The sequence below is a fragment of the Paenibacillus caui genome (assembly GCF_019904135.1).
Classification (GTDB): domain Bacteria; phylum Bacillota; class Bacilli; order Paenibacillales; family Paenibacillaceae; genus Fontibacillus; species Fontibacillus caui.
The window spans coordinates 83,827-96,990 of the sequence record NZ_JAIOGQ010000004.1; the positions used below are offsets into that span (position 1 = coordinate 83,827).

The 13,164-nt window shown below is 49.7% G+C and carries 15 protein-coding genes and 1 other annotated feature; of the genes, 14 read left to right on the top strand and 1 reads right to left on the bottom strand.

Features of this window, described 5'->3' with window-relative positions:
* The first annotated feature begins 2 nt into the window (after positions 1-2).
* From ribH to K7397_RS03735, 11 genes are all read left to right on the top strand, one after another.
* Positions 3-470 carry a 6,7-dimethyl-8-ribityllumazine synthase gene (ribH, locus tag K7397_RS03685; RefSeq protein WP_223066594.1) on the top strand — a complete coding sequence of 156 codons (468 nt, stop codon included), beginning with the start codon at positions 3-5 and terminating at the stop codon, positions 468-470.
* A gap of 72 nt (positions 471-542) precedes the next feature.
* A complete protein-coding gene (locus tag K7397_RS03690) occupies positions 543-1,337 on the top strand; it encodes a segregation and condensation protein A (protein ID WP_223066595.1) in 795 nt (264 codons plus the stop codon).
* Positions 1,306-1,908 carry an SMC-Scp complex subunit ScpB gene (gene scpB / locus K7397_RS03695; protein WP_223066596.1) on the top strand — a complete coding sequence of 201 codons (603 nt, stop codon included), beginning with the start codon at positions 1,306-1,308 and terminating at the stop codon, positions 1,906-1,908. Before K7397_RS03690 ends, scpB begins: the two co-directional genes overlap by 32 nt.
* Before the next feature lie 176 nt (positions 1,909-2,084).
* On the top strand, positions 2,085-2,780 hold the full coding sequence (locus K7397_RS03700) for a DUF2953 domain-containing protein (RefSeq protein ID WP_223066597.1): 696 nt from the start codon (positions 2,085-2,087) through the stop codon (positions 2,778-2,780).
* Entirely contained in the window at positions 2,753-3,208 is a 456-nt protein-coding gene (gene ytfJ, locus K7397_RS03705) for a GerW family sporulation protein (protein WP_223066598.1), read from the top strand. Before K7397_RS03700 ends, ytfJ begins: the two co-directional genes overlap by 28 nt.
* A 176-nt stretch (positions 3,209-3,384) precedes the next feature.
* On the top strand, positions 3,385-4,485 hold the full coding sequence (locus K7397_RS03710) for a D-alanyl-D-alanine carboxypeptidase family protein (RefSeq protein WP_237690647.1): 1,101 nt from the start codon (positions 3,385-3,387) through the stop codon (positions 4,483-4,485).
* Positions 4,486-4,516: 31 nt separating this feature from the next.
* Positions 4,517-5,164 carry a nucleoside recognition domain-containing protein gene (locus tag K7397_RS03715; RefSeq protein WP_223066599.1) on the top strand — a complete coding sequence of 216 codons (648 nt, stop codon included), beginning with the start codon at positions 4,517-4,519 and terminating at the stop codon, positions 5,162-5,164.
* Positions 5,165-5,202: 38 nt separating this feature from the next.
* Complete coding sequence (locus tag K7397_RS03720) at positions 5,203-5,688, top strand: spore maturation protein (RefSeq protein ID WP_273545569.1); 486 nt, start codon at positions 5,203-5,205, stop codon at positions 5,686-5,688.
* A 135-nt stretch (positions 5,689-5,823) separates the two neighbouring features.
* The gene (locus tag K7397_RS03725; protein WP_223066601.1) at positions 5,824-6,567 is read left to right on the top strand and encodes a pseudouridine synthase; all 744 of its coding nucleotides are present in this window, start codon (positions 5,824-5,826) and stop codon (positions 6,565-6,567) included.
* Between the two features lie 179 nt (positions 6,568-6,746).
* Entirely contained in the window at positions 6,747-7,463 is a 717-nt protein-coding gene (locus K7397_RS03730; RefSeq protein WP_223066602.1) for a response regulator transcription factor, read from the top strand.
* 1 nt (position 7,464) lies between these two features.
* Entirely contained in the window at positions 7,465-8,910 is a 1,446-nt protein-coding gene (locus K7397_RS03735) for a HAMP domain-containing sensor histidine kinase (RefSeq protein WP_223066603.1), read from the top strand.
* Positions 8,911-9,071: 161 nt separating this feature from the next.
* On the opposite strand, the gene serA is transcribed toward K7397_RS03735, so the two are convergent.
* A complete protein-coding gene (serA, locus tag K7397_RS03740; RefSeq protein ID WP_223066604.1) occupies positions 9,072-10,661 on the bottom strand; it encodes a phosphoglycerate dehydrogenase in 1,590 nt (529 codons plus the stop codon).
* Positions 10,662-11,023: 362 nt separating this feature from the next.
* Positions 11,024-11,247 (bottom strand) — a binding site (T-box leader).
* Positions 11,248-11,443: 196 nt separating this feature from the next.
* On the opposite strand from serA, the gene K7397_RS03745 reads away from it, so the two are divergent.
* The 3 genes from K7397_RS03745 (at position 11,444) to K7397_RS03755 (ending at position 13,066) form a co-directional block, all read left to right on the top strand.
* A complete protein-coding gene (locus tag K7397_RS03745; protein WP_223066605.1) occupies positions 11,444-12,034 on the top strand; it encodes a CPBP family intramembrane glutamic endopeptidase in 591 nt (196 codons plus the stop codon).
* Positions 12,031-12,504, top strand: coding sequence for a hypothetical protein (locus tag K7397_RS03750; RefSeq protein WP_223066606.1), 474 nt, complete (start codon positions 12,031-12,033; stop codon positions 12,502-12,504). The genes K7397_RS03745 and K7397_RS03750 overlap by 4 nt, the downstream gene beginning before the upstream one ends.
* 217 nt (positions 12,505-12,721) lie before the next feature.
* Positions 12,722-13,066 (top strand): hypothetical protein, encoded by a 345-nt coding sequence (locus tag K7397_RS03755; protein ID WP_223066607.1) that lies wholly within the window; start codon positions 12,722-12,724, stop codon positions 13,064-13,066.
* The last annotated feature ends 98 nt before the right edge of the window (positions 13,067-13,164 follow it).

Genomic DNA, 13,164 nt, shown 5'->3' on the forward strand with positions numbered 1-13,164 from the left:
AAATGGGGCAAATTTTTGAAGGGCATTTAGTATCCAAAGGTTTAAAATATGCGATTGTGGTTGGACGTTTCAACGAGTTTATTACGAGCAAGCTGCTTAGCGGCGCGCTTGACGCGCTGAAAAGACACGGCACCGAGGAGGAGGAAGTGGACGTTGCCTGGGTGCCGGGCGCTTTCGAAATCCCATTCGCGGCTCAGAAGCTGGCCGAAAGCGGCAAATACGATGCCGTGATTACCCTTGGCACCGTAATCCGCGGCTCGACCTCGCATTACGATTATGTGTGCAATGAAGTCGCGAAGGGGGTTGCCGCGACAAGCCTGAAAACCGGCATCCCGGTTATCTTCGGTGTTCTTACGACGGAGAACATTGAACAGGCTGTCGAACGCGCCGGCACGAAGGCAGGCAATAAAGGCTGGGAGGCTGCTGTGGCGGCCATTGAAATGGCAAACTTGACGAATCAGCTAAAATAGTGCTTATTTAATGTAGTGCTTTTCTCCGGGAAGGTGCTACATTTTCTTTTATTACGGGTGGAGGATCATAGAGTGACGGTACTTTATAAGCTGGAGACCTTTGAGGGCCCGCTCGATCTCCTGCTTCATTTGATTGACAAAGCGGAGATCGACATCCATGAAATCTCCATTAGTGACATTACAGATCAATATATGGACTATTTGCATTCCATGCAGGAGCTGGAGCTTGAAATTACCAGCGAATTTCTGGTGATGGCTGCTACCCTGCTGTCCATAAAAAGCAAGCAATTGCTTCCCAAACCTCCCGTCGAATTGTGGGAGGACGAATATGATATGTATGACTATGAGGAAGAAGATCCTCAGGAAGAGCTGATCCGCAGGCTGATTGAATACCGGAAATTCAAGAATATTGCGGGAGTGCTGCATGATAAAGAATGGGAACGCAGCCTGATATTTACGAAGGAACCGGAAGACTTGACTCCTTATCTGCCTGAGGTTCCGGACAATCCGGTAAAAGGACTGCATGTGTCCGATTTGATTACAGTCTTCCAAAAAGCGCTGCGCAAAGCGGTGAAGCGAAATACGGTAGCCCGTATTCAGCGGGATGAGATTTCGGTCAAGGACCGGATCAAGGAAGTGGTCACCGTGCTTGAGACGGCTGGACGAGGCGGAAGAGTGCTGTTTTCCAAGCTGCTGCATGAAGAAATGTACCGCCATGAGGTGGTCGTTACTTTCCTGGCTATCCTTGAGCTGATGAAAATGAAGCTGATCATCTGCTATCAGAATAAACTGTTCGATGATATTGTAATGGAATGGAAAGGGGAACAAAGCGGTAATGGATTTTCAGAAATTGAAATCGATTATTGAGGGGATGCTGTTTCTGGCCGGCGAAGAAGGATTGACGGTTAAACAGCTCGCCGAAGTGCTGGAGCAGCGCTCGGAGATCATCAGGGATGCTTTGGAGGAATTAAAAGCATCGATGGCACAGGAGGGCCGCGGTCTGCAAATCGTGGAAATTGCCGGGCATTATCAGCTCGCTACGCTGCCTGAGCATGCCCCTTATTTCGAGAAGCTTGCCTACTCCCCGTCAAGGTCGTCCCTATCGCAGGCGGCCCTTGAAACATTATCGATTATTGCCTACCGGCAGCCGATTACCCGCGTTGAGATTGAAGAAATCCGCGGCGTCAAGGCGGAGAGGGCGATACATACGCTCGTCAACAAGGACCTGATTGAAGAGGTTGGCCGCGCCGAAGCTATCGGCCGTCCGATTCTGTACGGGACGACGAAAGCATTTCTCGATTATTTTGGCCTGGCGAGCCTGAAGGACCTGCCCGATCCGGAGCAGTTTGCGGATGCGGACTCCCTGGAAGATGAAACTCAGGATCTGTTCGAACGCATTCAAAATGAACAGCTGACCATAGACGATGTAAACCGTTGAAATCTACCTAACCATCTTACTACACGGCGAGGTCACGAGCTCCCGTTCCATTTTTGGAACGGGTGTTTTTTTGTCATTGCAACCATTTGACGCTTTGAAGGGAAGTTTGTGGAATTGAAATCCATCCCAAATGACATACTAAGGAATGGCTTTTACCCGTGAACGGAGGTTTGATCATGTTTATATGGATTTCGGTTGGCATTATCCTCCTTATCTTCCTTTTGCTTCTGCTGATTGTGCTGTTATCTCGGGTGACAATAAATGTGCACGCCAGCAAACAGAATGAGGATGAGGAAATAACGGCAGATGTCAAACTGCTCTTCGGAATGATCAAGCTGCATTATGAAGTTCCGAAAATCGTTTTTGATAACTTTAAGCAAGGCTTTAAAGTGCTAACGGAGAAGAAAGGTGAACTGGTCAACAAAAACGGAACCAATCATGAGGAACAAGAATATATCGGCAGGGAAAGGATCGGCAAATGGATCGACATCTACAAGCAGATTCTAAAATCCACAGCTGATTTGAAACGTTGGCTGAGTTCGACTTTAAAGCACTTGAAAATTACAACGATGGACTGGTCAACGGAGTTTGCGTTTAAGGAAGCGGATTATACCGCTGTGGCATGCGGATTATTATGGGCGCTTAAGTCGTATATTATCGGGAGCTTGTCTTTTCAGGTCAAAATGGAAAATACGCCGCAGTTGCTTGTAAACCCCCGGTTTGGCACGCCGCCGCATTTTGCCACGAATATGAATTGCATAGCGCAAATCAGTCTCGGATATGCTATGTATGCTGGACTGACCCTTATAGTTCGCGTGCTAAAAGTGAAAGGAGGAACTAAACAATGGCTGAACATCCTATTCAAGGCTTGATGCGGACCGCAATGGAGAACATCAAGGAAATGGTTGACGTCAACACAATTGTAGGGGAACCCGTCGAAACACCTGACGGCAGCGTAATTCTGCCGATCAGCCGCGTCGGATTCGGATTTGCAGCAGGGGGCAGCGACTTCAAATTATCGGACGAACATATTCCGTCTGCTTCGAATACGGGAGAAAGCTTGCACCGGCCTTTTGGCGGCGGCAGCGGCGGGGGCGTCTCCATTAACCCGATCGCTTTCCTGGTTGTAGGAAGTCAAGGGGTGCACATCGTACCGCTGGATCATCAAACGCATTTAATGGAAAAAATTATTGATTCGGTTCCCGTCGTCATTGACCAATTGCAAAGCATGTTCCCAAACAGAAATGCCGCAACTACGCCTCCCCCTGTCGTAGCCGGAAGCACACCTTCTACTCAATAACGGCAGGTTAAAGGATACGAATAACGAAAGCCATGACTTTCCCTTCCGAATCGTGGAAGGGTTTTTTCATCTACATGGGGCCAAGGTGGACAAATCAGGGTCTACTTGAGCCCCCATGATGCATATATTCATTATTAGAACAAGCTCACCAAGATTAACATCGAAGGAGTCAAGCTATGAAACGAATCAAGATGATTTACGGATTGTGCCTGACGATGATACTCGGGATCGCGCTTGCAGGGCCTGTTTCTGTTTCTGCAGACCCTGTAGAATCGAAGCGGTCCTACGCGGAGCCCCAGACACATGCCCAGGCCTCGGCATTATTAGACGTTGAATCCGGACGACTGCTTTATAGCAAACAGGGTGATGAGATTTTGCCCATTGCCAGCCTGACTAAAATTATGACCGCTATAGTGGCCATTGAGCATGGTGATCTGAACAAGCGGGTCAAAGTAAGCCCGTATGCTTTTGGCAAGGAAGGATCATCCATTTATTTGAAGCTTGGTGAAGAAATGAGTCTGGAAAATATGCTTTACGGACTCATGCTTCGTTCAGGCAACGACGCCGCAACGGCGATTGCAGAGCACGTAGGCGGATCAGAACAAGGCTTCGTTCATTTGATGAACAGCAAGGCTGAAATGATCGGCCTGAAAAATACGCATTTTGTCAATCCGCACGGCCTTGATCACAAGGGGCATTACTCGACTGCCAACGATTTGGCCAAGCTTACGGCGTATGCCCTGCATAATCCCGTATTTCGGGAAATTGTGAAGACGGAAGTGAGAAAGGCGCCCAATCCGAATGACCCCTGGGACTATTCCTGGTTAAACAAGAACAAAATGCTCCGTTTTTACGAGGGGGCGGACGGCGTCAAAACCGGGTTTACCAAGATTGCAAGGCGCTGTCTGGTAAGCTCCGCAACCAGGGACGGGCAACAGCTTGTGGCTGTCACTCTCAATGACGGAGATGACTGGAATGATCATGCCAAGCTGCTGGACTACGGTTTTGAGCATTTTCCGCTGCAAACTCTAGTCCTGGAGAAGCAAATGATCGAAGGGACCGGGCTTTTTGCAGGCAAAGCCTTTAAATATCCTTTAAGCGCTGAAGAAGTTCCGCACATCAAACAGGAGCTGAAATTGAATAAAGCGGCTGATCCGTTTGGACTTAAGGGGAAAATCGTGCTGCGGCTGAATGATCAGATGATTGGCGTCGTTCCGGTTTACGAAAGCAAAGACAGCGGCCGGGATCTGGGCAATGGAGAGGAAGAGAAGCAATAAACAAAGAAGGCGAGAGAAGGGGAGAGGGGAAATGGTTAATAAAATATGGCTTGGCCTGCTGCTGGCCGGTTTCGGCTTCGCAGCGGCCAAAGGCGACATCAATCTCGTGACCAAAGCGGCTTTCGAGGGAGCTCAGACAGGCGTGACCGTTTGTTTCGGATTGATCAGCGTGCTTGTATTCTGGCTTGGAATCATGCGTCTGGCAGAGAATTCAGGCCTTGTAGACCGAATATCCAGGCTGCTGGGTCCTGTCGTCAAATTTTTGTTTCCAGATGTTCCGAAGAATGATCCGGCCATGGGGTACATTCTGTCCAATATGAGCGCTAATTTGCTTGGACTCGGCAATGCGGCGACACCGATGGGGATTCGGGCCATGCAGGAGCTGCAGCGCCTGAATCCGGACAAGACAACCGCCTCTCCGGCGATGTGCACATTGCTGGCCATAAACACGGCAAGCATCACGCTGATTCCGACGACGCTGATTGCGATCCGGCTTAACTATCACTCTGCAAACCCGGCAGAAATCGTAGGGAGCACGCTTCTGGCGACGGCGATTGCCACTCTGGCAGCCGTGCTGGCTGACAGATGGTATCGGGTCAGACAAGCGCCGCCCCCGGCTATTCCGCCTTCTGTACCAAGCAGCAGCACCGCAGCGGCGGGGCGGGGTGATGGCGCTTGAACTGGATTCATACGATATCGGCCTGGGCTATCCCCGTCATGATTGCTTTTATTCCATTGTACGCTTATTTCAAGAAGGTTCCGGTTTATGAATCATTTGTGGATGGAGCCAAAGACGGGTTTTCAACCGCCATAGGCATTATCCCGCATCTGGTTGGAATGATGGTAGCGATCAGCGTGTTTCGCGCGTCGGGAGCGATGGATTTCCTAGTAGACCTTGCAGCACCGGCTGTCAGATGGCTCCACATTCCGCCGGAAGTGCTGCCGCTTGGTTTCCTGAGGCCCCTGACCGGCACCGGTTCGCTGGCTTTTACGACCGAATTGATCAAAACCTACGGACCGGATTCGATGATCGGACGAATTGCCTCTACGATTCAGGGAAGTACGGACACTACGCTTTATGTACTTACCGTTTATTTCGGAGCCGTTGGCATCCGCAATGGCCGCTATGCGCTTAAAGTCGGGCTTTTTTCGGATATGGTCGGTTTCTTTGCCGCCATATTTGTTTGTCTGCTGCTGTTTTGAATCGACCTTATCAGACCCTTTTCGCGAGTTGTCTACATATCTTGCATTTCGCTCTCCTTGTGAGAGCGTTTTTGCTTTCGCTATTGTGATTTTTTTGTCAACTGGGTATCATGAATGTGAGGTGACTTAATTAACATGGAAAGATTACAGAAAATACTTGCTCAAGCCGGAGTCGCATCGCGTCGGAAATGTGAGGAGCTGATTTTGGCGGGCAAAGTGCAGGTCAACGGAGAAACCGTAACTGTGCTTGGAACAAAGGCGGATCCCGCGACGGACACTATAACGGTAAACGGAAAAAATATCGGTGCCGAGCAGAAGCTCTACCTTTTGTTCAATAAGCCGAAAGGCGTGATTACAAGCGCCAGCGACCCGCAAGGGCGAAAGATTGTCACCGACTACCTGAAGGGAATCAAGGAACGGGTATATCCGGTTGGACGGCTGGATTATGATACGGAAGGCTTGCTTCTTCTAACTAATGACGGTGAATTTGCCCATTTGCTTACCCATCCGAAGCACCATGTGCCCAAGACCTACCTGGCTACTGTCATGGGGGTGCCTCATGGAAACGATTTGGACAAGCTCAAGCAGGGGATTATGCTGGAAGACGGGATGACAGCTCCGGCGGAAGTGGAATATCATGATGTGAACCCGGACAATAAGCAGGCCGTCATCAGCATCACGATCCACGAAGGACGCAACCGTCAGGTTCGGAGAATGTTTGAAGCGATCGGACATCCCGTTATTCGTCTGAAACGAATCGCTTTCGGAAAGCTGTATCTGGGAACTATGAAACGAGGGGTATATCGTCACCTGACTAAAAGCGAAGTCGAAAGCCTGCGGCAAAGCGCGGCTGCCGCCCGGAAGAATGACCAGCCGTAACCTTCCGCATGATCAGCCGATCAGGCATCACTTCTCTGATCGTACATATATTTTGGACTGCGAATCGAAAATTTGACAGTTCAGGGTCGGCCAAATGTACAATGATTTCTAATGATGGTTTAAAAGCTAATCGTCCGTAAGCAGGCGGACAGCGGACATGAAGATGAGGAGCTGTGAGGATGTCAGAACAGATCAACCGTATTTTGGTCGTAGACGATGAGGAAAGAATCCGTCGTCTGCTTAAAATGTATTTGGAGAAGGAAGGATTTGAAATTGATGAAGCCGAGGACGGGGAAACGGCATTAAAGAAAGCTACGGAGGGAGAGTATGATCTCGTCGTTCTTGATGTCATGCTTCCCGGAATGGACGGGATAGAAGTCTGCAACCGTCTCAGGCAGTCCAAAGCAACGCCGGTGCTTATGCTGACGGCAAAAGGGGAAGAGATTAACCGGGTTCAGGGATTCGAAGTCGGTGCCGACGACTATGTGGTGAAGCCGTTCAGCCCCCGTGAGGTCATTTACCGCGTCAAGGCTATTCTGCGCCGCTCATCAGCTACCGCGTTTTTGTCACAGGACAGCGGGACGAGCAGCACGATCGTTTTTCCCCATTTGACGATTGAACACGATGCCCACAGGGTGACCGCAGGAGGGCAGGAAATCAGCCTGACGCCGAAGGAGTATGAATTGCTCCATTATCTGGCGGTTTCTCCCGATAAGGTTTTTTCCCGGGAAGAGCTGCTGAAGGATGTTTGGAACTATGAATTTTTTGGAGATTTGCGTACGGTGGATACCCACGTGAAGAGACTGCGCGAGAAGCTGAACAAAGTATCGCCGGAAGCAGCCCTGATGATAACGACCGTTTGGGGAGTCGGCTACAAGCTGGAGGTTGGAAAATAGAGTGAGCTTCTGGAGATCCCTTGTCGGCAAGCTCTGGCTTACGATCAGCGCTTTGGTTGCTTGCGTGCTTCTTACGCTCGGCCTTTTTCTCCTTCCTTATATCGATACCAACTTCACGAACTCTGGCGCCATCAAATCGCTTTTTATCTGGGTATCCATCGCGGGCTTTGCCATGACCACTTTTTTTGCCCTGTTCCTGTTCACCAAAATTACGCAGCCGATGCGCAGGTTGATTCAGGCAACAGACGAAATTAGGCGTGGAAACTACGATACCCGGCTTACGCTCAGAACGAGCGACGAAATCGGGGATTTGGCCAAAACGTTCAACCACATGGCCGAAGAGCTTGAGAATACCATTCGAAGCCTGAATCTGGAGAAAGAGCACCTGGCCAGCGTACTGAGAAGCATGAATGATGCCGTCATCACACTGGACCAATCCGGTGCTGTGATCCTGACCAACCCTCCCGGCGAACAGCTGCTGCATGCATGGGGCAATCTGGAGACAGGCGCAGGCAGCGGCAGCCTCAAAAGTCTGATCCCTTCAGCCAGGTACCCCGTTCCAGAACCGCTTGTTCCAATGTTTGAACGGGTTTTGGAGCAGGAGGGAGACCAGCGGGAGGATATTCATGTCAAGCAGAGCGTTTGGTCCGTTCATATGGCTCCGCTATCTTCCGAAGGGGATATTCGCGGGGCTGTCGCCGTTCTCCGCGATGTGACGGAGCAGGCCCAGCTTGAGAAGATGAGAAAAGATTTTGTAGCCAATGTCTCGCATGAAATCAGGACTCCTCTTTCCATGATGCAGGGCTACAGCGAGGCGCTGCTTGATGGAATGGCCTCGTCGCCGGAGGAAGCCAGGGAATTGATCCAGGTCATTTATGATGAATCGCTTCGGATGGGACGGCTTGTTCGCGATTTGCTGGACCTGGCGCGCATGGAAGCGGGTCACACTGAAATGGTCATGCATTCGGTTGATTTGACGGAACTTGTGGAACGGGTGTATCGAAAATTCTCGGTAAGAGCCAAAGAACGAAATATCAAGCTGCGGATCGGGCTGCCTTCGGAACAGCTTATACTTGAGGAAGCAGATGAAGACCGGCTTGAGCAGGTGTTTACGAATTTGCTCGATAATGCCTTCCGCCATACACCCGAAAACCGGTCGATTGACCTGGAAGCGAACCGGATTCTCGGCAGCCGCAACGAGCCCATGGTGGAAATTCTGGTGTCCGATGAGGGGGACGGCATTCCCCGGGAGGATCTCCCATATATTTTTGAACGTTTCTATAAGGCAGATAAAGCGCGGGTTCGCGGAGAAACGGCAGGGACAGGTCTTGGCTTATCCATTGTCAAAAATATAGTGGATGCCCATCACGGATCCATCGAAGCGCAAAGCGAGGTCGGCATAGGAACGACATTCAGGCTGAAATTGCCTGTCGAAAAACAAAGCTAGCTGAAAGCATCCTACAGATTTAGGATGCTTTTTGTTGAAACGGCAAGATTAATCTTGTTCAACGTGGAACACTTGAGGCAAACGCATAATCAAAAAAAGTCATGCCGATATTCGGCATGACTTTTTAGGTTAAACGGCTTCCTGCAGATTCTGAAAGCTGTTTAGGATAGAACGATTTCCTGTGCGGTTTTCAGCTCCGGCAGTTTGATCATTTCGGCAAGCACATCATCCGGAACGGCTTTGTCGACAGTCAGCACCATGATGGCTTCCCCGCCTACGACCTGGCGTCCCACCTGCATGGATGCGATATTGACATCGTTTTTGCCGAGCAATGTTCCGACATTGCCGATAATGCCAGGTTTGTCCGTGTGCGAAACGACGATGAGGTGGCCTTCCGGCGCAATGTCGACCGGGAACTTGTCAATTTGCACAATCCGTTCCCGGTATCCTTCCAGCAGAGTGCCGGCAATCTGCCGGTCCTGGCCGTTCGCGGTTTTGATCGTGACCGTAATAACATTCGTGAACCCTTTTTGAGCCGGCGCTTGGGAAACAACAACCCGGACATCACGGGATTTCGCCAAAAGCGTGGAATTGACGATGTTCACATCGCTTCCGAAATGGCGAGACAGCACTCCCTTCAAAATATAACGGGTGAGCGGCTGCGTATCGACCTCCGACAGATCGCCAGCATAATCGATCTGGATCGCCTGGACGGTCTCGTTGTTGATTTGAGCGGCTACAGAACCGATTTTTTCGCCGAGTCCGAAATAAGGCTGCAGCTTGTTCATCACGCTTGCGGCTACCGGAGGCATGTTGACGGCGTTCTTGAACGGTTCATCCCGCAAAATATGAAGCACCTGCTCCGATACATCGATGGCCACGTTCTCCTGCGCTTCTACGGTAGAAGCCCCAAGGTGAGGCGTTACGATAACTTTCGGATTGTGCAGGAAAGGATGATCCGGCTGTGGCGGCTCTTGTTCAAATACGTCAAACGCAGCGCCGGCCACGATTCCCTCATCAATGGCTTCCAACATGGCCTTTTCATCAACAATACCGCCGCGGGCGCAGTTGATAATGCGCATGCCTTTCTTCATCACTTCAAACTGCGGACGGGCAATCATATGCTTCGTTTCCGGCGTAAGCGGGGTATGCACTGTAATGAAGTCGGCATTGCGGACAATGTAATCGACAGTCGCAACCTGCACGCCCATTTTCTCCGCGCGCTCTTCCGTCAGGAACGGATCATAACCCAGTACGTCCATCCCGAAAGCTTTAGCCCGTTTGGCCACCTCGCTGCCGATCCGGCCCATGCCCAGCACGCCCAACTTTTTGTTGCGCAGCTCAACGCCAAGGAATTTGCGGTCCCATGTCCCGTTGATCGTCTTGGCATAAGCCTGCGGGATATGGCGGGCGAGCGCCATCATCATCGCAAAGGCATGTTCGCAAGTGGTGATCGTATTGCCGTCCGGCGCATTGATGACGATAATCCCGGATTGCGTTGCCGCTTCGAGATCGATATTGTCGACGCCCACTCCTGCCCGGCCGATAACCTTGAGGTTGGAGGCAGCTTGCATAATGCTTTTTGTCACTTTAGTCTGGCTGCGTACCAAAAGCGCGTCGTACTGAGGAATGATTTCGATAAGCTCTGCCTCGCTAAGCCCCGTCTTTTTTTCCACGACTACATCGTCAGCGTCAACAAGCTGCTGAATTCCCAAATCACTGATCGGATCCGATACTAACACTTTGAACATGGTTTCTTTTTCCTCCTAAAAGTTTTGTATAGCATAAGCTTCCTGATAAACAGCGGCAAAACTCGCTTCGGAAGCATGAGCTTGGTTTTGTATAGCATAAGCTTCCTGATAAACAGCGGGCAAAACTCGCTTCGGAAGCATGAGCTTGGTTTTGTATAGCATAAGCTTCCCTAAATAGCAGAAGACAAAACTTGGACGGAAGCTTGAGCTTCTAAAAATGTGGCCCCTCGGGCAATTGCTTTGCAGCAGTGACGAATCGCCGCGGCAAAGAACAGGGCTGCAAGTGCAGCACGAAACAAGGCGTCCCCACGACTCTAAGCGAAAGCAATAAAAAAAGCTCCAGTCCGCATACTACCGCCGTAGCAAGGGACGAGAGCTTCGTGGTGCCACCCTATTTCGCCGCAACTTCGCAGGTACGGCCTCTGATTGTCTTTCGACAAGAATGGTAACGGAATTCATCCGGCTGGTTTACTAGGTTCAACTCAGCACTCCGGAGCGCTAAAGTCTGAATTCAAGGCTACCGGTTCACAGCGACCACCGGCTCTCTGGAAGCTTGAAGGCGACTTCTCTCCTTCAACGTGTTTCATGGTTTAATTTTTTCATAATGTAACATGGCGGGTAAAGACTGTCAATAGCACAAAATAAACAATTTTTACGGTGCGTCACTTCTTTCTCGCGATTGTTAATGCTTCTTTGGGCCGCCTTGAATAGGCGGGTGCAAATCGGTTATGATTTTATGAAGGACAGCTTCAAGAATAATCTCAAAGGAACGCACTCATTTTATGAAAAAAAGTACTGAAAAAATCAAGTTCCGGCAAATTAAGCCAGAAGAACTTAACGATCGCCTGCTGCTGATCAATTTGTATTTTACGCAAATCCTTACACTCGTCATAGGCTTGATTATTATGCTGTTTCAATGGCGAAATCCGCTTGTTTTATTCAGGCCGCCGGATGGCTTGAGTTTTATCTGGTGGGGCCTTGGGCTCGCAGCAGCTGTTTTTCTCATTGATCTGCTGCTGTCCAGAATGATCCCGGAGAGCAGCATGGATGACGGCGGGATAAACGAAATGCTGTTTCGCAAAAGACCAATCTGGCATATTTTCATTATTGCGGCTGTCGTGGCCGTTTGCGAAGAGCTGCTGTTCAGGGGAGCGATACAGCATTCGCTTGGTCCATATTGGACGAGCATTGTCTTTGCGCTGATTCATATCCGCTATTTGCGGCACTGGATTCCGACGGGATGGGTATTTGCCACCAGCTATGGGCTGGGGTATATTTATATCGCTTCCGGGACTTTATGGGCGCCGATATTATGTCATTTTCTCATTGATTTGATTTCGGGGTTTGTGATTCGTTTTCGGAGGGAACAATGAGCGAACGATTAAGCAGGGTTAAGAGACTTGAGAGAGGCCGTAAACATAAGAAAGAAAGCAGCAGAGTGAACGGCACTACCAAAGCAGGTGCTTTGGAGCAGCTTTCCAGGGGACGATCAGAGACGGCGGCAGCGCAGGCGGCCGAAGATGAGAATTTGCCGCTGAGGAGCAGACGAGGCAAACGTCCAGTTTCTTCTAATGCATTCGGTTCTGCCAAGACTAAGCGGAAGGAATGGCAGCGGACAGCGGCAAATTCTGGTAGCCTTACACTGTTATTAGAAGATGAAGAAGAAGATTTTTTCGAACCGGAAGCGAAGTATGTCTCTCGAAGCGAAATATTTCCTTCCCACCGGATCAAATGGACAAAATGGTTCTTTAATGCACTTTTGGTTATCTTTATTGCCTTAACCGTTTTACTGTTGTGGTGGGGGCTGAATGAATCTCCTTGGAGTATAAAGCGGGACCTCTGAGAAGTTGTTCAAAAAGTCATCTTTTGATCACGAAGTGAATCACGAAGTCAATTCGACATCTTGGTGCTGAAAAGCTTACTTTTTGAACACGCATTATAAAGGTTCACGCTTTTTTTTCAGGGGAGGGTGCAACTTCTTTCCTGTATTCATGCCGCATGAGACGTGGAATCCCAGGAAACACTACATTTGATCTTAAACTTGAAAGGAGGCAATCCCGATGAGATCTGCTACGTTCTTATTCGGCGTTTTTCTGGGTGCTGTAGGCGCAATGTGGGCATCGAATCGAAAAAGCGGATGGATTTCGGCGGCGAATCAAGCAGGTTCCCTGATGAAATTTACCAACCTCTCCAAAAACAAAAGCAACGGAACAATCAGTATCCCTACCAGCGGAGCTTTAAAGACAGAGGGGAGCAGCGCAACCGCTGTTAATCCCGTTCAAAAAGCTGTATCCAAGGAATCAAACATGAAAATGATCAAGGATTTTATTAAGGGAAATCCTGATGTACGCCGTGAAGTGGAGCAGATTTTGAAGGAAACGCATACCGTCATCCCCGGCTTGTAACCGGAGAAAAAATCAAGAATCATTTCCTGGCTTTAAGGCCAGACGAAATGATTCTTTTTTTTGCCTATTTTATTGCGTGCATTTGGGTAAAATTAATG